Genomic DNA, 22,003 nt, shown 5'->3' with positions numbered 1-22,003 from the left:
TAGAAAGATTCTAAAGTAATTGCAACAAGCAAAACACCCAAATTTGTGAGATAAGCAACAAACTCCCAAAAATTGTTGATTATTTCGAAAGGAATTTTTTATGTCAAAGAAAACAGACCTTCGGGTAAAACGGACACACAAAATGATTATTGAAGCTTTCTTTCTTTTAGTAGAAGAAAAAGGCTATGACTCGATAACAATTCAAGACATTGCGGATGAAGCGATGATTAATCGTGCGACTTTCTATGCCCATTTCAAAGACAAACAAGACCTTTACGAACAGATTTTTGATTTTGCAGTCGATGCCTTTACTTCTGTTATCGATACTGAACAAATCATTGTTAGTAATCGTATCAAAGTGAAACAAATTGAATTTTTACTGACGCATATCTATGTTAATATTCAAAAAAATAAGAATTTCTTTTTAACGATCATGGATGGTAGCTCTAATGAATTATTAAGAAAAAAACTGGCAGATATCATTTATGAAAAGTATGCAGATATTTTTTCAAAATTAAAAATTACAGAGAATGATATTGAAGTTCCTATCGATTTCATTATTGAGTATATGACATCGATCTTTATTGGAACCCTGCATTGGTGGATCACAAGTGACACGGACATGTCTCCTAACCATTTAGCCAGGCTTGTTATTAAACTAGTAGGAAATGGTCACTTGACTGTCCTCGGGCTTGAAATCGATAAATAAGACTCATTTAAAGCAAAATAGTCTGCAACACCTTCTTTTTAGAGGATGTTACAGACTATTTTGCTTTACTAGTGATTTAACGGTTTTTAGCACGCCATTTTTTTGTATGTGCAGTATCTCTTGACGATACTACCTGGATGCCTTTTGCTTGGTTTTTACTTTTCTTTTTAGAAAAAAGATTTACTTTGACATCATATTTACCGTCACGAGCTAAGTCATAGACTTTTTCAGCTGTTTCAGTTATTTTCTCTTTAATGTTCATTCGGTTCACTCCTCATGCTTTTTATTCACTTTATCATATATTTCGAAAAAAGAGAACAAAAGTTATCCTCTTTTTTTCGTCAAAAAAAAAACAACTCTATCTGAGTTGTTCTAAACAAATACTGGGGTAGCTGGATTCGAACCAACGCATGACAGGATCAAAACCTGTTGCCTTACCGCTTGGCTATACCCCAAAGGTTAAAATGGAGGAAAGTGGATTCGAACCACTGAACCCTAAGGAACGGATTTACAGTCCGTCGCGTTTAGCCACTTCGCTATTCCTCCAAAAGGTTTTAGTAAAAAACCTGACTTAGTTATAATACAAAACTTTTGAACAAAATGCAAGCCTTTTTCGAAAAAAAGTTGTTATTTATTTTAGTCGTTTAAATTCCATTGACGGATAATGTATTCGATCGCTTCATCAAGCGTTTTCACAGTCGCTTCATTTCGTCCATCGATCATTACAGCAAATTTTTTAGTGTCTTGTGCTAGGACTTGACCGATTTCTTTTTTACCGATCGTTAAGGTGTTTACTGTGATCGTCGCACCATTCACTTTTTTTTCTGTTTCTTCTATTTTTACTTCTATATCTTTATTTTTCTTTGACATCTTCATCCCTCCAAGAATTATATGGTATCACGTAACGTAAAAAAAAGAAAGCGGCTGGAGCAAAAGCCAAGAACATCGAGTAACGGCTTTTGATCCATCCTTTATTTAAGTGCTAAATAGCTGCTTTCTTTTGACTTCGCTAAGTACGCCGAAAATAATTCCTGCTGCGATCGAAATCAACCCTATCACAATAAACAACCACAAAAAACTCGATAAATAGGTTTGAATAAAGTCATACATCGCCTTTGATTGAATTCCTAATTTTTTTAAAGAACCTTGCAGTAAAATAATTCCAGGAACTACAGCCATCATCAAGCCGCTTCCTACCCATATATATGCCCAATATCTTAATAAACGATGCACATATCCTCTTAACGAAGAGTATAGAGAAAAACTTAGCAACGCCCATAAAACTCCACAGATCACCATAAATAGCACAAGCTTAGATTTATAGTTCATGACTTTTCTTCCATAAGACACTAAAAAAGGTAACTCGATATACCCTTTATAGATTTTTACAGCATTATCTGAAAGACCAGTTACAGCAAGTTCTGATTCAGGTGTTACTTGAATTTGTTTTTCTTTCATGTAATCTGTGATTGCTTTAGAAACAGCATCATGGATTTTACTCTCATCAGATATCTCATATTTTGTTCCTGTATTGTACATTGCTTGAAAATATTTATCTACGTCTATCTTCACTACCTCTTTACTGATTGCTTGATCTAAAACACCTTTTGGAATATTACTTCCTAAGGAGCTATTTTCGATTTGCCGATTGATTTCTTCAGTTAATTCCGTATAATAATCTGCTTTAGCAGCTTGCTTTGCAATATAGTTTTCACTGAAGAGGGTTAATCTTAATGTTAATAAAATCAGAAATGCAAATAGAAAAACAGAGGATAAAAAAGCAATAAAAAAGCGAGAAGTTACTTTCATTAAATGACCGCGTTTTTTCATCTCAGTGATTCTCCTCCTTTATGATTTCTCGTCGATGATTGGTCCAGAAACATAATCTGCCGAAACAAAAACACGTTCTGGTGTTAAACCAATCGCATCTAGCGGATAACAAGTATAAAGGATCAGTGATCGTTTTGAACGGTCAGCTAGTTTGGTGTTGATCGTTGGATCTTTATAATCAGCAATGTTTACTTCTGTCACTTGATACGTATAATCACCATAGTGAGTGCGGATACTCACTTGGTCTCCTGGTTCTAAGTAATAAATTTTTCCAAAAGAAGGCAAGTTGTGCCCTCCGATCAAGGTCGTCCCTAAATCCCCTGGAATCATGCTACCGATATATTGCCCTGCGCCTAAGCGCAAAATTTCTTCGCTATCCCCGTAATACAATGGTTCATTAATTTTAACTTTGTCGATCACGACTTCGCCAAACTGGTCTCCTCCTACTGGATAAACCATACTTGAAGAGGCTAACTCTCCTTCGTTGGAGACTTCCATTTCAGTTTCAGCTGACTGATTTGTTTCATCAGTTGTCTGATCAGCTGCTTTATCGGTCGTTTGATCTGCTGAGGGTTGCTCTTTTTTCTGGTTTCGTTTTTCAAAAAGGTTTGTGCCTTGCTGATCGAAAACCGGAGCATCATTCAGTGAAATCAATTCAACCGCTGAAGAAGCGAAATTAATGACAGGTGCACCAATTATGTAAATAATGAGATAACCAAAACACATAAAGAAAAGAGGCACATAAACGAATGCCCCTAATCTCTTTAATTGTTTCATGTTATGCTAATTTGTTCTTTCTGCTCACGAATACTGCACCTGCTGCAGCCACGATCAATGAGCCAAAAGTAATTCCGCTTAATGCGTAATTAGATCCTGTATTTTTTACTGGAGTACCAGTACTATATACAGGAGCGCCATTCACATCTGTGATTGTCACTGCAGAGTAGCTTCCGCTACCAAAAGTGATTTTCACGCCAACAGCATTCCCAGCAGCAACTACGTAATTTTGAACTTGAGCAATTACATTAGCCGGCAATAATTTGATTGCACTTGCAAGAGAGTTAGCGCTTGAAGTATCAACAGATACACCTGCAACTAAGCTACGTGCTGCTTGAATGTTTTTAACTGCTTCATCTACTTGCGCTTGTGTTAAATCAACACGCTTCAAGTGATTAGAAGCTGCATTTGTTTCAGCCGCTTCGAAATTGAATTTTTTACCGCCGATAGTCATACCAGCATTCAATTCGTTAAGAACAGACTGTTCTGCAGCTGAGATAGCGCCATCAGCTGAAGCAGTTGTCGCAAAGCTAAGCGTTGCCACAAATGCAATAATGAATCCGATAACTTTTTTCATTTGTATTCCTCCCATCTTAAATATTTATAATCAATTACAGAATATCTGTAAAAATTATACCAACAATAACCCCTATTGTTTTGAAGATAAATCGAAATCATATCAAAGAGCATAAACACTTCAATTTTCGAACAATGGTTAAACGACGAATTTCTTACGTCACTATATAAAACTATCATACGCTCCTTTAATAGTCAAATTCTTTTTCAGTAAAAAAGGACTAGATAATCGTTGCCATACTTCATCTTTTTATACTTTTTTTGAAATAAACGTTGCTTCAAAAACATCATAACCAGCTTCTTTTAATTTTTTCTCAATTTGGTGCGTTTCTCGGCTTTCAATCTGTAATTCAATAATGGTCTCCAACTCTTTGCGGTTCACGACGACCGTCAAGATACTAAAATCATTGTCGGCTAGCAGTTTTGCGATATCTGCTAAAATCCCCTTATGGTCTTCTGGAATTCGAAGTTGAATCCTAGTACCGCCATCATTATAGCCAGTAATTTTTAAAAACGCATCAAAAATATCATTATTTGTAATAATTCCGACTAATATTTCATTTGCATCAATAACTGGCAATACACCGATATTATTTTGACGCATTTTGAAAATACCATCTTCTAATGAAGCTTCTGGTTGAATAGTTTGAACTTTTTTAACCATAATATCTGCTACTGTCGTTTTATTCAGTAAATAATTAACTTCATAAACACTTAAACTTGTCGCTTTTGATGGCATTGCAGACTGTATCGTGCCTTCTGTGATCAATCCGATTACTTGTTCTCCCTTAACTACAGGCAGACGATGAATATTATTTTTTTTCATCAAATCTACCGCATCGAAAATTTTCATTTCTGGTTGGGCCACGATTAAATTTCTTGTCATAAAATCACTAACGCTCATGCTATTAACCTCCTAGATATGCTTTTTTCACTTCTTCGCTTTCCAGCAATTCTTTGCCTGGACCACTCAACACAACTTCACCGGTTTCTAATACATAACCACGATCTGCAATTGATAAAGCCATTTTTGCATTTTGTTCGATCAATAAAACCGTTGTTCCTTGTTTATTGATTTCTTGGATAATATTGAAAATTTCTTGAATAAAGATTGGCGCAAGTCCCATTGACGGCTCATCTAATAATAGTAATTTTGGTTTAGACATCAGGGCTCGCCCCATTGCTAACATCTGCTGCTCTCCACCAGACAACGTGGAAGCATCTTGGTTTTTACGTTCCTTCAATATAGGAAATCGATCAAAAATCATATCATAGTCTTTTTTCAATTCGCTATCTTTACGTAAAAATGCCCCCATTTCTAAGTTTTCTTGAACAGTCAATCCTGAAAAAACATGTCGTCCTTCTGGTACTTGGCACAAGCCAGAAGCCACGATTTTTTGAGGGAGCATTTTATGAATTGGTTGACCTTCAAATGTGATAGTTCCATTCGATGGACGATTCAAACCGGAAATCGTCCTTAAAATAGTTGTTTTACCAGCCCCATTAGCTCCTATCAGAGAAACGATTTCGCCTTTTTCAACGTTAAAGCTGACGTCACGGACTGCTTGGATCACTCCATAGTGAACCGATAAATTTTCGATAGTTAACATTATAGCTCACCTCCAAGATAAGCTTCAATCACACGTGGATCATTCTTGATTGCTTCTGGTTTACCTTCTGCGATGATTCTGCCGTACTCTAAAACATAAATTCTTTGACAAACCTCCATGACCAAACTCATATCATGCTCGATCAAAACGATCGTGATTTGGAATTCTTTTTGAATTTTTCTAATCAGCTCCGTTAAATCAGCTGTCTCTTGTGGATTCATCCCAGCAGCCGGTTCATCTAAAAACAAGACTTTTGGTTGTGTCGCTAGTGCCCGCACGATTTCTAAACGTCTTTGTTCCCCGTATGGAAGATTCTTCGCTAACGTCTGAACCTTCTCTTCTAAACCGAAAATAGCTAGAAGCTCTAAGACTTTTTGTTCCATTGCTTCTTCTTTTTTATAAAAAGTCGGCAAACGTAAAATACTAGAAATAATCCCTTCTTTATTTTTACTATTCATTGCGATCAATACATTGTCCATAACAGTCAGGTCTTTGAACAGCCGGATATTTTGAAAGGTTCTACTTAATCCCATATCTGCGATTTTATACGGCTTCATTCCATTTAATTCCTGCTCTTTGCCTAAAACATTCAATGTAACCGTTCCTTCACTAGGTTCATAAACGCCTGTCAAAAGGTTAAACAACGTCGTTTTCCCAGCCCCATTAGGACCAATTAAGCCGATCAATTCGTTTGTTTCTAGAGATAGATTAACATTGGAAACTGCAGCCAGTCCGCCAAAGTTTTTGGTTAAATTACTAACGTTCAATAGAGGCATTCGATTTGTCCTCCTTCTTCTTGAATAGTTTTTTTACAGAGAATTCCCAAGTTCCTAACAAGCCGCCTGGTTTGAAGATCATGATAATGATCAACGCTAAGGCATAGATGATCATTCTAAGCGCACCAGCATCTTGCAAGAACATATTTAAAATTCCCAGTACAATAGCGGAGATAAAGGTTCCTGTAACACTACCGATTCCACCAAACACAACGATGATCAAAATATCGATTGATTTCATAAAACCAAAATCTTTTGGTGCAATTGTTTGAACATAGCTTGCATAAATTGCTCCAGCAACACTTGCTGTAATAGCACCAATAATGAACGCCGCCACTTTATATTTGGTTGTATTCACACCCATAGATTCAGCCGCAATTTCATCTTCTCTGATCGCCATTGTCGCACGACCTGGCCCACTATGAATAAAATTAACAATGATCAGCGTCACGATCACAACAAAGCCAAAAACCATTGACCAATTGACCATTGGAGGAATACCAAAAATCCCAGCTGGTCCATTGGTTAAATCACCCATGTTAATGATGATAATTCGAATTATCTCAGAAATCCCTAGAGTTGCAATCGCTAAGTAATCTCCTTTTAATCTCAAAGTAGGAATCCCCACTAATAAAGCAACGATCCCAGATAACACGATCCCTAATAGAATCCCGCTGAAAAAGCCACCCATCGTCGGGTATTTAACAGACATAATCGCCGCACTATACGCCCCAATCGCCATAAATCCTGCATGACCTAAAGAAAATTGACCAGAAAAACCAATAATCAAATTTAAGCCTAATGCCAACATAATATTGATGCCGATCGTAATCAATGTATATTCAGTAAACGGCGTGATAACACCTGTGACATACAAAACATAAATAAAAGCATAAGCTAATGCAGCAATTAAAAGCCAAACGAAATTATATTTTAAATTCTTTTTCATGCCTTGCACCTACACTTTCTCTTTAATGTTTTTGCCGAGAATTCCGGCAGGACGAATCAATAAAATAATAATCAATAATGCATACACAACCGCATCTTTATAATCTGAAAAACCGAGTGCTATCGTGATTGTTTCTAATAGTCCAATTACAAAGCCACCTAACGCAGCCCCTGGAATAATACCAATACCGCCTAAAACTGCCGCAACAAATGATTTCAACCCAGGAACCACACCCATCATCGGATCGATCGAGTTATAGTAAAGTCCTATCAACATCCCTGCAGCCGCAGCCAAAGCTGAACCTAAAGCAAAGGTAAACGAAATCGTCCGATTGACATTGATCCCCATCAATTGAGCAGCATCTGCATCCACTGAAACAGCGCGCATTGCTTTTCCCATTTTGGTCTTTTTAACAATCAATTGCAGTGCGATCATCAATATGAGTGAAATAACTAAAATAAGTACTTGAATATTTGAAATTTGAATAAAGCCTAGTTGATAGTTTTTGAATTCAATCGCTTGTGGGAAAGATTTTTTTTCTGACCCAAACAAGTAGATCATACCATTTTGTAATAAGAACGAAACACCGATTGCTGTAATCAACGCTGCAATTCTAGTCGATTTTCTTAATGGACGATAAGCTAAAAATTCGATTACCACACCAATCACCGCAGCACCTGCCATTGATAAAATCAGTGCTGGGAAAAAGCCTAAATTTAATTTGTTGATAAAGAAATACCCCATAAATCCGCCTAACATATAAATTTCTCCATGGGCAAAGTTGATCAATTTAATAATTCCATAAACCATGGTATAGCCTAACGCTAATAATGCGTAGATACTACCTAGAAAAAGCCCATTTACGAGTTGTTGGATCACTACTTCCATGTTTATCACTTCCAATATTTTAGAATAATTACTGTTTTTTTAAAGAAAAAAGAGGTTGGACAAAACGTAAAGACTTGTCTCCCCCTCTTTAAAGCTTCATCTTGTTCATGATTGATGTTAAGGATTTACAGCATCGGCTGATGTTTCTTTGCCTTCTGTCAAGCCTAATACAACTGCTGATTTTTCAGGATTATGATCTTTATCCATCGTCATTTTTCCAGTTACACCAACAAAGTCCTTTAATGAGGCTAGGCCTTCTGTGATGTCTTTTGAATCGGCAGAATCTTTATCTTCTATTGCTTGTTTTAGCATGTAAACAGAATCATAACCTAATGCATTGAAGGCAGATGGCTGTTTGTTGTACTCTTTCTTAAATGCTTCTACAAATGGTTTAACCTTATCTGTAGCAGGTGCTTTTTCTGAGAAGTGACCTGTGTAATAGACTTCAGAAACATTTTTAGCACCAGCAATTTCAACTAATTTTTCATCACCGAATCCATCAGCTCCAAGGATTGGTTTGTCGATGCCCATTTCACGTGCTTGTTTGATGATCAATCCTGCTTCTGCGTAGTAACCTGGAATATAGATCGCATCGTAATCAAGGTCTTTGATTTTTGTTAAAATCGCTTGGAAATCTTTATCGCCTGCTGTGAAGGTTTCTTCTTTCACAATATTGCCTTTATAGGTTTCTTTAAAGGATTTAGTCAATCCGATCGCATAATCACTAGAATTATCTCCAATGATCACAACATTTTTAGCTTTTAAATTATCTTGTGCAAAGTTTGCTAGGATAACACCTTGGAACGTATCTTGGAAGCACGCTCTAAAAATGTATTCTTGCACTTTGTCATTTACAACTGTGATACTGTCATCTGTTCCAGAAGGTGTAATGGCTGGAACGGCTGCTTTTGTCATATTTGGAATCGTCGCTTTCGTCGCACCAGATGTTGCTGGTCCAACGACTGCAACAACTTTATCTTTCGCAGTTAGATTGGCAGCAACAGAAGTTGCTTCACCATTTTCAGATTTGTTGTCTTTTTCGATCAATTCTAATTTTTTACCAAGAACACCACCCGCTTCATTGATTTCTTCAACGGCTAATTTGATTCCTTCTTTTTCAGCATTCCCATATGCTGAAACATCCCCAGAAAGCTCCATGTTCATCCCGATTTTGATTGTGTCACCTTCAACCTTATTCCCACCACCACTTGCGCCTCCGCCAGCAGTTGGACCACATGCTGCTAATAGAAATAGACTAGCAAATAAAAAACTAAATTTTTTCATCTTGTTTCCTCCTTGAGTTGTATATTGAATGTCTTGTTTACTTCTAACAGAAAAATAGGTGAACATGACTTGCGTTTGTACACTTGAGTTATTTTTCTAAAAAGCTTACTTTGAAGCAAGCAAATTCTCTTTGCATATATAATTATTAAAGAAGTATGTATACAAATATAATCAAAAACCAATGAAATGTCAATGAATTTTCAGAAAATTTCTATAATTCAAATTATTGAACTTACTTTTACCTATTTTACTATGGGATCTCTCAATAGTATTTAGTTTTCTTTACTTTGGAAAAGAAACTGAATAAAGGATCAACTGGCCTGTCATTTTCTGTCATACTAACACTGATAGAAGTGACTTTCAGGTTGATCCCTTTTATTTTCGTTCTGTTTGAAGAAACGATGCAAATCTAATTTTTTGATTTAAAATCATTTACTGTCTTTTCGTTACATGCGTTGATGGTTTCCTATTGAATAATACTAACCAGAGACCGTAGTATTTCAACTCCCTGTTCATTCAGAACTGCTACTTCTACTTTATTTGTTAGAGAGAGAATACCAACTCCTAACAGTTTGAATGTGCCATCTTCTGCAATTTTTACTGTTTCTTGACGTCTTCGATTGACATACAAACGAACACTACTTGCTGGTTTACCAGTCACTTTTCCTGTTACGTACGGCGTGTCTAGCTTGTAGGTATCTACTGTCATTTCTACCTTAGCAGGTTGAACTGTGACGTTTTGACGTGTGATTTCTGTACTGTAACGATAGCCTACAACTTCAACTTTATCACTCTCTTGTTCAATTCGCCCTTCTACCTCGAATGCAAATTGACGATTAGAGGTTAATAATTTTCGCTCAATTTCTTTTCCGTTGATGACCAATGCGACATGTGTATGGAAATAATCAGTCTTGCCTGAAACGACTGTGTCTTCTGATAAAACATAGTCATTCACGGTCAACTCATAGGTAATTTCTTCCACCTTGACCATGCCGCGATCGATTTCTGCATTTTTGCTATCCAAAATAACAATTTTTACTTTATCTGTTGTCTTTGTAATTGTTTCTTCTGTATCTAGTTCAAAAATTCCGTCACTAAAGATCTCTGTCGTGGAAATCAACTGATCATTGACCCATAGTTGGACATTTTTAGGACTTAATGCTGGGTCGATTTCCCCCGTAATAAAGTCATCTAGCCCAAGGTAAAAGGGATCTAAAATCAATGAACTATCTGCTGTAACATTTACAGTAGTTGTTGCTTTAAAGCTACCTTCTTCTGTTCGTGCGGTAATTTCTGTTATGCCTGATTTTAATCCTGTTACAACCCCTTCCTGTGAGACAGAAGCAATAGAAGCATCAACAATAGAATACGTAACTTTTTTATTCGTTGCATTTTCTGGAAGGACTTTTGCTTGTAATTGACTTTCTTCAGAAATGGTTAGGTTTAAAACTGAAGGTGTTAACTCGATTCCAGTTACCTCAAAACCTGTTTTCATTTCGCGGATGTATTTTCCAGGTTTCGTTCCATCGTAATTTGCCATAAATCTTGAACTGTTTTCATAACTATTCTCAGCTTCAGTAGAATCTAAGAGCCATCTTCCAGTATATGGCTCTACTTTTTTCCTTGGTAAATTAGTTGAGGTTGTAGGTTTAAAATTTGGACCTAGAATCAATACATCTAACGAATCTGCTCTATAAAAAATACTATCTATTGCTGTGACATTACTCGTATCCCAATTACTTATGTTCAACTCATAAAGGTTAGGTGTGTATGCAAACATGTTCGTCATAGTTGTCGTTTTGATCGTATTCCAAGTACTCAAATCTAATTTGGTCAAATTCGCTGCTTGACTAAACATGTATCCCATGTTTAGTACATTACTTGTGTCCCAATTGATCACATTTAAGCCTGATATACCACTTGACTGAAACATATTATACATATACCGAACATTACTTACATTCCACTTACTGATATCTAAGTCCGTTAACTTTGAAGTCCCATAAAACATAAAAGACATACTCGTTACATTTTCTGTATTCCAACCAGATATGTCCAACGTTTTCAAGCTTGAAGCATTATAAAACATTGAAGACATGCTCGTCACTTTTCCTGTAACCAATTCTGACATATCCAATTCTGTTAAGCTTGACGCACCTGAAAACATTGAGGAAATGTTCGTCACTTTTTCTGTGACCCATTCTGACATATCCAACCCCGTTAAGCTTGACGCACCTGAAAACATTGAACTCATAGTCGTCACATTTCTTGTATCCCAACCGCTTACATCTATATCTATCAGTTTTGAACTATTATAAAACATGGACTCCATAGTCGTCACTTTACTTGTATTCCAATTAGTTGTATTTAAGCTAGTTAAGCTTTGCGCATTAGAAAACATTGACGACATGTCTGTCACATTAATCGTATCCCATTCACTTACATCTATATCCGTCAGATTTGAAGTATAAGAAAACATGTTATTCATTCTAGTTACTTTACTTGTATTCCATTGGTCTAGATCTAATTTTGATAGATTAGCAGCCCTAAAAAACATGCCACTCATATTGCTCACATTAATCGTATCCCATTTACTCACATCTATATTTGTCAGATTTGAAGCAGAATAAAACATGTAGCTCATATTCGTTACCTTACCTGTATTCCAATGACTTACATCTACATCTGTTAGTTTTGAATTATAATAAAACATTCTACTCATATCCGTCACGCCACTTGTATTCCAATGACTTACGTCTACATCTGTTAGTTTTGAACTATTATAAAACATGTTACTCATATCCGTCACGCCACTTGTATCAATAAAATCTCCTCCTTCTATTGTTTCTAAATTCTGTAAAGATCTAAACATGGAATCCATAGAGGTACTAGCTACAACTGGTTCAGTGAATTTTATGCATTTGATTTCAGCTCTATTTAAAATACTAAGATTTTCTATTCTAATTCTAATATTAGTTGAGGGATCAGTATCTGGAAGTTCCCCACCTCCAAAGGTAAGTGTCTGGCTCTCTGCATCCCATTCCCAAGGCACTGTACCAAATGTCCCTTCTACTTTTGCTTTAATGGTTAGTGCCACGTCTCCACTTAATCCACTTTCTGTTCTGGCTGTGATCGTTGCAGCTCCAGCTTTTAGAGCCGTAACCACACCTGTTTCAGAAACAGTTGCTAACGCCTCATCACTGGATGTCCAAGTAAGGTTAGCTGTACTATTTTCTGGCGTGAATACAGTCGTTAATTGTTGTGTTTGTCCTTCTTTTAGCTCTTTCTTTTCTGTGTTCACGGCAAGTGCTATCGGCTCGATGTCTTCTGTAACTTTTAATTTTTGTTCTGGAATAGCCTCTATGCTGCTTTCTTCCGTGAAAGCAGTGGTTCCATGCACACTAATTAATCCCAAAGCACCTACAATCAATCCTTTGACAACTACTGATTTTTTCATTCTTCTTCTCCTTTTCTATTTTTCTTTTTTAAACCCTAGCTTTATAAGTTGCGCTTCATTTGCCTCTTCACTTGCACTAGCAAATGATTCATTTGGCAACGAGATAAGCGAGATTTCCTTGGTATCTTTCGTTGATACTTTTTTCAAGTCCACTTCAACGGTTTCTACGGCTGCTTTTTCATTAAAATCAATGGTATAGTGGATCCCCTTTTTATTGGTGTACAATTTTTTACTTGGCTCTAATAGCTTCTCTGCTTTTGTTTTAGTTGTTATGCCCATTGTTTTGTACTGAATCGTTGTTGTAATCTTTTGCTTCAATAACGCATCTTTCTTATGAATATTTTGAACTTTTACGTGTTCGTCCTCTTGTTTTAGAACAAAGATTGTCGTTTGTTCTTGTACTGTACAAGCGGAAAGGGAAAATAACACAACCACCCCGACAATCCCCCAAAAAATTTTTTTCATTCTTTTACCTCCTTCTCCATAATAAACATATTGTAACAAATTAATAATAAAAAGTCACAAATTACAATTCTATTAAAAATAAAAAAACAGTAAAACCTATTTGGTTTTACTGCATTTGATCTATTTCAAAGTTTCTTCGTTTCATTTTAGTGCAATGTTCGATTTTTAATTTCAGTGCAAAACATCTGGCTGTTTCAATCGACCCTTATGCATTTTTTTAATCGTTAAAAAATTAGCGGCCGCTCCAATTAAATTCGCATCATTTTCATATTGACAGGTTACGATTTGCGGAATAAAATCATTCAATTCAAAATGTGACAGTTTTTCTTTTATGCGACGATTGATTTCAGCTAATAAGCCTTTTTTAGCCGAAACACCGCCACCTAAAACGATCATCTCTGGATCTAATGAAAATTGAATACTGAATAATCCTTGTGTTAAATACTCATAAAAATTATTGACCTCTTCTATCGCCACTTCATCACCTGATTCTGCAAAGGCAAACACATCTTCCCCAGAGAAAGTCTCCTTCTCCACCCCTTTACGTTCGCAATAACGCCAAGCCATTTGAACAGCAGTCCCGAGTTTACTAAAGGTCTCTCCACCACTTAGATACATCAAACCAAATTCTCCGCCATAAAGATGAGCGCCTTTCACAATTTCCCCTTTGTGGAAAATGGCACCGCCGATACCTGTTCCAATCACAACAAATGCAACTTCTTGTTTGCCTTTAGCAGCACCTGCATAAATTTCTGCCAGCCCTGCACAATTGGCATCGTTTTCGATTGATATTGGTCGTTTAAATAGCTCTTCTAATTCGTGGAAAATATTGAATCCATGAATATACGGAATCGCTGAAATTCCGATGATCATTTGTTTTTGCACGTCAACAACGCCCGGTGCACTCAACGCTACACCTTCTATTTCTTTATCTGCTTCATTGAACACCGCCAATAATGACGCTTTCATTTCTTCCCATGTTTTCGGTGTTTTGAAACTTCCTTTATCCATCATCTCTTGACCGTTCCAAACTCCGTGTTTTACTGCTGATCCGCCAAAATCAAATGCTAAGATTGCCATGCTATTTGCCTACCTTCATCTATTTTTTAGGTTTATTTCTTCTATAGTTATAAGGACCATGATATTCTTGATCCGGATTTCTTTTTAAACTAAACTTCAAGGGCACATAATCGATTCCCCCCTTGGTTAGCGGATGACAGCGTAGAAATCTGGCTGTTCCCATGGTGATTCCTTTGAGGCTACCATGTGTTTGAATCGCATCGATCATATATTGAGAACAGGTTGGATGATAACGACAACTAGCTGGCAGCCCAGGTGAAATAAAGCGTTGGTAAAAACGGACCGTCCCTATAAAAATATTTTTTGCCATTTCTTCCCTCTTTTCTCTATCCGAAAAAACTATACCTTGTTTTGTAATTGAATGCAAGTTTACGAACGGAAACGAGAAGTATTTTTATAGAAAATCTTAATAGTTGAAAAAGAAAACTATTCAAAATTCTGAAAGGATGCTAAACTAGAGAAAAGAAGTTATCCTATGACTTTTACTTACTTTAAAACGAAACGGAGCAAACGAACTATGGGCTTAAAATTTGAACGTACGAATGACTTAGATAAATTATTTGATTCTTTTGCAGTTGATCCTAAAAAAGTTGAAATGCCAAAAGAAGAACTGGAAAAGCAAGCTCTTAAAGCTGAAGAAGAAAAGAAAAAAAACAGTAAAAAATAAGGTTGTGACAAAAGTCGTTTAGGCTTGAGCAATTGGATTAAAAACCACACAATGCATAAAGCGCATTGTGTGGTTTTTAGTCCATTGCCGTAGAGTCTGACTTTTTCACACCGTTTATTCGGCTTCACAGTGATAGTACTAAACTGCAAAGAGTTTTGTCTACGCTATTTTTATTAAAGATATTTTTCAATTGCTTGCCACGCTTCTTCTTTTCCTTCTTTGGTTTGGGAAGAGAATAGGATAAAATCATCAGATTTATCGAAGTTCAACGCTTTTTTAATGATACTTTCGTGTTTGTTCCATTTGCCACGAGGAATTTTATCTTTTTTTGTTGCTACAACAATCACAGGAATGTCGTAATATTTTAAAAACTCATACATCTGGATATCTTCTTGTGTTGGTGCATGCCGCAAATCAACTAAGGAAACAACCGCTTTTAATTGTTCTCTTGTCGTCATATAAGTTTCGATCATTTCGCCCCATTTTGCCCGCTCCGTCTTAGAAACTTTGGCATAACCATAGCCTGGAACATCGACGAAATGCAAGGCATCTTCGATTAGATAAAAGTTCAAGGTTTGAGTCTTTCCAGGTTTACCAGATGTTCTAGCCAGATTTTTGCGATTGATCAATGTATTGATAAATGATGATTTACCAACATTTGATCGGCCTGCTAACGCAATTTCAGGTAGCTCTGTTTCTGGATATTGTTTAGGCGAAACTGCACTAATGATGATCTCTGCATTATGAACATTCATAATGTAACCTCCTTCGTTTAAAAGCGGAACAAGCTGTTTAGCTCTGACTGAAAAATAGGACAAAGGTGCTTTTTACCTTATTTCTATTTTATCTTTTTTCCGAAGACCTTCAATCTTTAGAGCTTTAGCTCTTAGGAATTGTTGAAATCGAAGCAAAGCGTAGAGCTGGCTTGTACAGCTAGATAATTTTAAAAGCTGAATGAGCTCGTGAAGCTAGATAAGGTTATTCCATAAAAATCAGTAAAAAAGTAGAGACGAATCTCTACTTTTTAATCTTTTGAAATTACCCAGCTTTTTTATCTTTTTTATTGTACACAATCGCTGGTTTACCTGTGCCTTCAACAGCCATTTCTGTGATGATCACTTTTTCGATCGTGTCGTCTGATGGAACATCGAACATCACGTCCATCATGATTTCTTCAATGATTGAACGAAGTCCACGAGCACCTGTATTGCGTTCGATCGCTTTATTCGCAATAGCTCGAAGTGCCTCATCTTCAAACTCTAATTCAGTATCATCTAAAGACAATAATTTTTGATATTGTTTCACTAACGCATTTTTTGGTTCAGTCAAAATTCGCACTAAATCATCCGTCGTTAGCTTTTCTAGTGCTGCTGTTACCGGTAAGCGTCCGATAAATTCAGGAATCAAACCGAATTTCAATAGATCTTCCGGAATGATTTGCTGCATCACACTTTCGTCTTCATTCAATTTGCTATTTTTAGTACCAAAACCGATTGTTTTTTCGCCTAGGCGATTTTTAACCATGTTTTCAATACCATCGAATGCGCCACCAACGATAAATAATACATTGGTTGTATCGATTTGGATAAATTCTTGATGAGGATGTTTGCGTCCGCCTTGCGGTGGCACGCTGGCAACTGTTCCTTCCAAGATTTTAAGTAAAGCTTGCTGAACGCCTTCACCAGATACATCTCTTGTGATCGATACATTTTCACTTTTACGAGCGATTTTGTCGATTTCATCAATATAGATGATTCCTTTTTCAGCGCGTTCCACATTAAAATCAGCAGATTGTAATAGTTTTAAGAGAATATTCTCTACATCTTCTCCCACATAGCCTGCTTCAGTTAAACTAGTCGCATCTGCAATGGCAAATGGTACATTCAATGTTCTAGCCAAAGTTTGGGCTAAAAAGGTTTTCCCAGAACCTGTTGGGCCAATTAAACAAATATTGCTCTTTTGTAATTCTACATCTTCAGAGCTTGAATTTTCTGATTGATTTACACGTTTATAGTGATTATAGACAGCCACCGCTAGTGAGCGCTTTGCCTGATCTTGTCCAATTACATATTCGTTTAAGACATCCAATATTTCTTGAGGTTTTGGGACATCCGTTAATTCACGTACGGCTTCGTCGTAAAATTCTTCATCAATAATCTCTTTACATAAGTCGATACATTCATTACAAATATAGACACCCGGTCCGGCAACGATTTTTTTCACTTCTTCTTGTGTTTTACCACAAAATGAACAGCGAACTGCACCATTGTTGCTATTTGTATTATCGTACATGCGTGTCACCCCTCTAAAATTAAAAATGACTGTCGTTACAGTCTTAAGATATAATAGCATAAATCAAGTGAAAATGCGAACATTGGATTTGTAAAGATTTACTAAATAAAGGAATTCTTATGGTATACTAAAAGAGTCAAATCAATTGCTGATTTTAATCAATATTCAGTAAAAAATGGAGGGAATTTCATGCTGGAACAAATGTTATTAGGAACTTATACACGTAGAGAAAGTAAAGGGATTTATCAGATAGCGCTGGATACAGAAAAAGAAACACTTTCAGACGCAACGTTATTAGTAGAAGAAACTAGCCCAACCTACTTAGCTCTAAATCAAGAAGGGGACTTGTTTAACGTCACTTCTGTTGATGGTGAAGGTGGCATGGCGGCTTATAAACACCATGATGGACACTTCGATCTGTTAAATAAAGTCACTGAAGCTGGCGCTCCTCCATGTTATGTAGCGCTTGATGAAGAAAAACAACTAGTTTTCGGTGCCAATTACCACCAAGGAATCGTTCATGTTTATCGTATTTTAGCTGATGGACAGTTAGAACATACGGATAAAATCATACATGATGAGCCAACTGGCCCTCACGAAAACCAAGATAATGCCCATGTACACTATACAGACTTAACGCCTGATCGTCGTTTAGTTGTCTGTGACCTTGGAACAGATCGTGTTTATACGTATGACGTTAGTGCAGAAGGCAAATTATCTGAAGTTGCTCAATATGTAGCAGAACCTGGAACAGGTCCTCGTCACTTAGTCTTCCATCCAAATAATCAATATGCTTATTTGTTTGGTGAATTAGACAGTACCGTAACCGTTTTAGCTTACAATGCAGCAGATGGTTCATTTGAACAAGTTCAAAAAGTATCGACTTTACCTGATGGATTTAACGAATTAAATGGTGGTGCAGCAATTCGAATTTCAGCTGATGGACGATTTGTTTATGCATCAAATCGTGGACATGATTCAATTGCGGTTTATGCGACTGCTAAAGACGGTAGTAACATAGAACGTATCCAATTAATTTCTACTGAAGGTGAAATCCCTAGAGATTTTGATTTGGATCCTTCTGGAAAATTTGTGGTTGCAGCGAATCAAAATACAGATAACTTAACCCTATATCGTCGTGACGAAGCAACTGGTCTTTTAGAAATGATCCAAAAAGATGTTTATGCACCAGAATGTGTCTGTGTTTATTTTAAATAAACTCACACCCTGATTACGAATAAATGCTGAGAGTAGAAGTGCTCTAGAAAAATACAAGCGAAAAAAAGACTACCTCCTACTAAAACGATAGTTAGTCAAATTTGATCCAGAACGCTCTAACAACTAGATGTTAGAGCGTTCTTTTTATTTTATAACAACTTTTCTCTATTATTGTTGACCAAACTCTTGCCTTCAACCAAACTAATTGACGAGAAAGTGACCGCTCATCTTGCTTTATAGGAACTTAATCCATTTGCTTTAGGCTCTTGAGTTAACCAATTTGCTAGGTAATCTTGCTCAGATCTGGTTAGATTTATTTGTGGTATACACATCGCGCGACCTCGATCATCATGAAGGAAAAAATAGTCCTCTGTGTTTTCCACGGCCACTAGACTGTTGCGTCTGAAAAGTTGATTTTCTTCATTGATAAGAAAAGAGAATCCTTCTTCCGAACAGTTAAATTCGCAAGCATTCATTCCTTCTGGATTTTCTTTTAATTGATACGTTAAAATATGTTTTTTTAGCTGTGGTTCAATACGTACCCAAATCCAATTAGGCAGAAATTTTTTGTAGCCAATAACAAATAAGAGAATCATTGGAATCATTACGATAAAAAGAACAGTTGATGCTAAATAAGATAATAAAACAAATAGTGAAATCCCAAGTAGATAATATAATAGTGTAAAATTTTTTTTAATTGCTTGATAGGACTTATTTTCTCCACTGAAAAAAGCAAATTTCTCAATTGCTAAATAATCTGTTAGTGTTAAATTGAAAGTTAGGTTCATTTTTGACTCCTTTATTTTTAAATTACTATTTACTATTGATCGTACCAACATTTTTTATTATAACATGTTTCATATTCCGCACCTAGATTTGAAATTTTGGACTCATTTAAAAGCATTCTACTCTATGAGTCATCGCCTTCATATGTCTATTCTGTTAGTTAGAGATAAAATAGCCTAACTGTTCATCGTATTCTTCAACATTTTCATTAATATAAAAATCATTTTCTTCACTAAATTTATGAAATTTTATTGTTCAATTTCTTATAAACGTTTCCCCAATCAGATACCGCTCTTCTTGAGTTAGCAAACTATCGCTATAATCAATTACTCTCAACTCATTATTAGACGCCTCATACTCAATTTTGTTATGGCTCCTTTTTGAATCTTGGGTGGAGTAGGCATATCCGTTTTATAATTTAAAAAAGTCCCTGATTCAATTCTATATTTTCATTTTTTGCTATTAGCCTTCATTCACCCCTATCACCAAATTTTATATACCAAAATGAACAAGTATTTTACTTGTATCTCGTGCGTTAACACACAGTTGTAAAACGTCTTCTAACTGTTTAAGAACTTTCATCTTCGAAAAATTTTCTCTTATAAAAATCATCTCTTCGAGATCATAATCAGTTTTTAACAGGAATTCATCTGGGGCTACTTCAAACATGTTCTTCCAATTCTCCAAAATCAATTCAAGTTCACTTATTTCTGACCCTTCAAAAAAGGTAATACCATAATAATTAATTCCAGTACTAAAATTCGAGAAATCAATCCAATGACTATTTACCCATTTGATAGTGTCAGCGATGTATTGAATTAAGGAATCATCAATTAAGACAGCTACTTCACTAGTCACTTCTCTATATGTTATATGCTTATTCGCCTCTATTATTTTAAATTTATGCACTAATAACATTTTGAATACCTCTAACTTCCTATTTATTTTTTGTTGAGCCCAAATGAAACTATTGATCCATCTGGTGCTAAATTCATAAAAAGTCATTTCCACCAACAAGCCATGAGAAACTACCTAAAAATTCCGCTCTACCACCAACTATTGAAGTAAGATCACCAATAAGGTGTCCGACCATATAGAGCTTCGTTCCAACTGCATCTAGGTCTAAAATTCTCTCACCCATTAGTCCAGCCAAGGCAAATTTTTAATGAATTTTATCGGCTACTTGAGCTTCTTGTCCCAACGATTGGTTTCTGCACCAAATACATAAGAATATATATATATAACCTAAAATCAGAACATCATTTTTAAAACTTTTTCACTCTCTTTTTTTATCTCAATATTTTCTAAACGATTGTATTTTCCGATGAAAGAATCAAAAGATTCAATACATTTCGCTTCCTCAAGATCATTATAATCCCTACGATATTCCGGACTGCTTTCAATATAACTTTAAACGTTTTTACATGATCAAGAAATAATTCGTCAACTGTTTTACCCTGAACAGCGAAATTTCCATAACGTCACATTTAGACTCTATAATTCAATCATCTTCAACATTTCTTTTAGAGTTTGCACCATTTCCATACAAACCTTTCTGTCTATACTAAATTGTGCATCAAATGTATAAGAAGCCATAAATTCTTCAAATGTGATTTGCTTTTCATTTACATTACTATCTATAAAATCCCATAAATATTGTGGACTAATTTCAAAGAAAATTTTTGAATTTCTATTATATATCCATGAAGCACTGCCAATTTCTGGTGACACTGACCACAAACTATACAGTTCAGTTGGGTCTTCTTCCGAAAAAACATCTAAATTATGATAATAGATAGTCCATTCATATCCGACACCTGTTAAAAAATTTTTTTCTGAAACTGGTAATTCATTATTCAACGCAAGTAATAACATATTTTTTAAGGATTCAAGTCCCTCACGTAAAGAGTCCTTAAATAAAATAATCTCTCTATTGTTATCTAAATATTTTATGATTATTTCATCATGAAAATAGAGTTTTTTTCCATCATTTTTGCTATTGATTTGTAAATATTTGTTGTCTGCTAAATTTAAAGTTAGTAAAGTTATCATTTAATCCCTTTCTTCTTATTATTTACTAGGCCAACTTTATGGAAAACAGCGATTATTTTAGTGCTCAATGCTACGCCATAAAATTTATCGACTAGCTAATAGTACCAAAAATAGAAGAACGAGAATTCGTTCTTCTAAAAAATTATTATCTTTATTGATTAAATACCAAAATGAACCAAAATATATTCATTCTCTATAGCTTTTTTGCAAAGTACTGATAGTTTCTGTAATTGATTCAAGATATTTTCCTTTTCTACTTTTTCCTTATTAAATCTCCCTTTATTTATATCATAATCCATTGTTAACTCAGTTGTAGAAGGTGCTTGTTCAAATAATTGAATCCAGCCATTAAGAATACCGTTCAAAGTAGCAATTCCTTCTGCATCTAAATACGTCCTGCCATAATAATCAAGTCCCATAGATTTATGAACAAAGTTTTTAGAATAGGAGGGAATCCATCCTAAAGAATCTATAATGTACAAAATTAAAAAATCATCTATTGTTACCATTTTCTTTCTAGATTCTTTAGTAAAAATTACCTCATCACTGTTTTTAAATATTTCAAATTCATGCTGTAACGCCATATA

General features: G+C 35.6%; 25 protein-coding genes and 2 tRNA genes. 3 read left to right on the top strand and 24 right to left on the bottom strand.

The genetic code is table 11. The features are described 5' to 3' along the window. The first annotated feature begins 100 nt into the window (after positions 1-100). Positions 101-709 (top strand): TetR/AcrR family transcriptional regulator, encoded by a 609-nt coding sequence (locus IGJ55_RS05675; protein WP_069638765.1) that lies wholly within the window; start codon positions 101-103, stop codon positions 707-709. 76 nt (positions 710-785) lie between these two features. Here the strand turns inward: IGJ55_RS05675 and IGJ55_RS05670 are convergent, their stop codons facing one another. The 17 genes from IGJ55_RS05670 to yidD form a co-directional block, all read right to left on the bottom strand. Further along, positions 786-971: a hypothetical protein gene (locus tag IGJ55_RS05670; RefSeq protein ID WP_069638766.1), complete on the bottom strand. Its 186-nt coding sequence runs from the start codon at positions 969-971 to the stop codon at positions 786-788. A 121-nt stretch (positions 972-1,092) separates the two neighbouring features. Further along, a tRNA-Gln gene (locus tag IGJ55_RS05665) sits at positions 1,093-1,164 on the bottom strand. A gap of 10 nt (positions 1,165-1,174) precedes the next feature. Next, positions 1,175-1,255, bottom strand: a tRNA-Tyr gene (locus tag IGJ55_RS05660). Positions 1,256-1,345: 90 nt separating this feature from the next. Further along, complete coding sequence (locus IGJ55_RS05655) at positions 1,346-1,579, bottom strand: DUF2969 domain-containing protein (protein ID WP_069638767.1); 234 nt, start codon at positions 1,577-1,579, stop codon at positions 1,346-1,348. Positions 1,580-1,684: 105 nt separating this feature from the next. Then, complete coding sequence (locus IGJ55_RS05650) at positions 1,685-2,539, bottom strand: hypothetical protein (protein WP_069638768.1); 855 nt, start codon at positions 2,537-2,539, stop codon at positions 1,685-1,687. A gap of 18 nt (positions 2,540-2,557) precedes the next feature. Next, positions 2,558-3,316, bottom strand: coding sequence for a class D sortase (locus IGJ55_RS05645; protein WP_069638769.1), 759 nt, complete (start codon positions 3,314-3,316; stop codon positions 2,558-2,560). A 1-nt stretch (position 3,317) separates the two neighbouring features. Beyond that, positions 3,318-3,893 carry a hypothetical protein gene (locus IGJ55_RS05640; protein WP_069638770.1) on the bottom strand — a complete coding sequence of 192 codons (576 nt, stop codon included), beginning with the start codon at positions 3,891-3,893 and terminating at the stop codon, positions 3,318-3,320. A gap of 249 nt (positions 3,894-4,142) precedes the next feature. Then, a complete protein-coding gene (locus IGJ55_RS05635; RefSeq protein ID WP_069638771.1) occupies positions 4,143-4,796 on the bottom strand; it encodes a CBS domain-containing protein in 654 nt (217 codons plus the stop codon). 4 nt (positions 4,797-4,800) lie between these two features. Further along, complete coding sequence (locus IGJ55_RS05630) at positions 4,801-5,502, bottom strand: ABC transporter ATP-binding protein (protein WP_069638772.1); 702 nt, start codon at positions 5,500-5,502, stop codon at positions 4,801-4,803. Continuing rightward, on the bottom strand, positions 5,502-6,278 hold the full coding sequence (locus IGJ55_RS05625) for an ABC transporter ATP-binding protein (RefSeq protein ID WP_069638773.1): 777 nt from the start codon (positions 6,276-6,278) through the stop codon (positions 5,502-5,504). Before IGJ55_RS05625 ends, IGJ55_RS05630 begins: the two co-directional genes overlap by 1 nt. Further along, positions 6,259-7,227 carry a branched-chain amino acid ABC transporter permease gene (locus IGJ55_RS05620; protein ID WP_069638834.1) on the bottom strand — a complete coding sequence of 323 codons (969 nt, stop codon included), beginning with the start codon at positions 7,225-7,227 and terminating at the stop codon, positions 6,259-6,261. Before IGJ55_RS05620 ends, IGJ55_RS05625 begins: the two co-directional genes overlap by 20 nt. A 9-nt stretch (positions 7,228-7,236) precedes the next feature. Further along, on the bottom strand, positions 7,237-8,115 hold the full coding sequence (locus IGJ55_RS05615) for a branched-chain amino acid ABC transporter permease (protein ID WP_069638774.1): 879 nt from the start codon (positions 8,113-8,115) through the stop codon (positions 7,237-7,239). Between the two features lie 117 nt (positions 8,116-8,232). Then, positions 8,233-9,399: an ABC transporter substrate-binding protein gene (locus IGJ55_RS05610; RefSeq protein ID WP_069638775.1), complete on the bottom strand. Its 1,167-nt coding sequence runs from the start codon at positions 9,397-9,399 to the stop codon at positions 8,233-8,235. Positions 9,400-9,865: 466 nt separating this feature from the next. Further along, a complete protein-coding gene (locus tag IGJ55_RS05605) occupies positions 9,866-12,856 on the bottom strand; it encodes a BspA family leucine-rich repeat surface protein (RefSeq protein WP_430607680.1) in 2,991 nt (996 codons plus the stop codon). Between the two features lie 15 nt (positions 12,857-12,871). Then, complete coding sequence (locus IGJ55_RS05600) at positions 12,872-13,321, bottom strand: DUF1307 domain-containing protein (RefSeq protein WP_430607679.1); 450 nt, start codon at positions 13,319-13,321, stop codon at positions 12,872-12,874. Positions 13,322-13,492: 171 nt separating this feature from the next. After that, a complete protein-coding gene (locus IGJ55_RS05595) occupies positions 13,493-14,401 on the bottom strand; it encodes an ROK family protein (protein WP_430607676.1) in 909 nt (302 codons plus the stop codon). 19 nt (positions 14,402-14,420) lie between these two features. Next, positions 14,421-14,711: a membrane protein insertion efficiency factor YidD gene (gene yidD, locus IGJ55_RS05590; RefSeq protein WP_069638779.1), complete on the bottom strand. Its 291-nt coding sequence runs from the start codon at positions 14,709-14,711 to the stop codon at positions 14,421-14,423. A 207-nt stretch (positions 14,712-14,918) separates the two neighbouring features. On the opposite strand from yidD, the gene IGJ55_RS05585 reads away from it, so the two are divergent. Continuing rightward, entirely contained in the window at positions 14,919-15,068 is a 150-nt protein-coding gene (locus IGJ55_RS05585; RefSeq protein WP_167351658.1) for an SPJ_0845 family protein, read from the top strand. Between the two features lie 173 nt (positions 15,069-15,241). On the opposite strand, the gene yihA is transcribed toward IGJ55_RS05585, so the two are convergent. Both yihA and clpX read right to left on the bottom strand, forming a co-directional pair. Next, positions 15,242-15,823 carry a ribosome biogenesis GTP-binding protein YihA/YsxC gene (gene yihA / locus IGJ55_RS05580; RefSeq protein ID WP_069638780.1) on the bottom strand — a complete coding sequence of 194 codons (582 nt, stop codon included), beginning with the start codon at positions 15,821-15,823 and terminating at the stop codon, positions 15,242-15,244. A 283-nt stretch (positions 15,824-16,106) separates the two neighbouring features. Next, entirely contained in the window at positions 16,107-17,360 is a 1,254-nt protein-coding gene (clpX, locus tag IGJ55_RS05575) for an ATP-dependent Clp protease ATP-binding subunit ClpX (RefSeq protein WP_069638781.1), read from the bottom strand. 189 nt (positions 17,361-17,549) lie between these two features. On the opposite strand from clpX, the gene IGJ55_RS05570 reads away from it, so the two are divergent. Then, positions 17,550-18,578 (top strand): lactonase family protein, encoded by a 1,029-nt coding sequence (locus IGJ55_RS05570; RefSeq protein ID WP_430607672.1) that lies wholly within the window; start codon positions 17,550-17,552, stop codon positions 18,576-18,578. Between the two features lie 224 nt (positions 18,579-18,802). Here the strand turns inward: IGJ55_RS05570 and IGJ55_RS05565 are convergent, their stop codons facing one another. The 5 genes from IGJ55_RS05565 to IGJ55_RS05545 form a co-directional block, all read right to left on the bottom strand. Further along, a complete protein-coding gene (locus IGJ55_RS05565; RefSeq protein ID WP_430607669.1) occupies positions 18,803-19,366 on the bottom strand; it encodes a hypothetical protein in 564 nt (187 codons plus the stop codon). Positions 19,367-19,856: 490 nt separating this feature from the next. Further along, positions 19,857-20,282 (bottom strand): hypothetical protein, encoded by a 426-nt coding sequence (locus IGJ55_RS05560; RefSeq protein ID WP_141707023.1) that lies wholly within the window; start codon positions 20,280-20,282, stop codon positions 19,857-19,859. A gap of 73 nt (positions 20,283-20,355) precedes the next feature. After that, positions 20,356-20,505 (bottom strand): hypothetical protein, encoded by a 150-nt coding sequence (locus tag IGJ55_RS05555; RefSeq protein ID WP_430607666.1) that lies wholly within the window; start codon positions 20,503-20,505, stop codon positions 20,356-20,358. Positions 20,506-20,858: 353 nt separating this feature from the next. Beyond that, positions 20,859-21,416: a hypothetical protein gene (locus IGJ55_RS05550; RefSeq protein ID WP_430607664.1), complete on the bottom strand. Its 558-nt coding sequence runs from the start codon at positions 21,414-21,416 to the stop codon at positions 20,859-20,861. 158 nt (positions 21,417-21,574) lie between these two features. Then, positions 21,575-22,000, bottom strand: coding sequence for a hypothetical protein (locus tag IGJ55_RS05545; RefSeq protein ID WP_083244272.1), 426 nt, complete (start codon positions 21,998-22,000; stop codon positions 21,575-21,577). Between the last annotated feature and the right edge of the window lie 3 nt (positions 22,001-22,003).

Source organism: Enterococcus sp. AZ170 (genome assembly GCF_050545135.1).
In the GTDB taxonomy this organism is placed as follows: Bacteria; Bacillota; Bacilli; order Lactobacillales; family Enterococcaceae; genus Enterococcus_L; species Enterococcus_L ureilyticus.
This window is presented reverse-complemented; position numbering and strand designations above follow the sequence as displayed.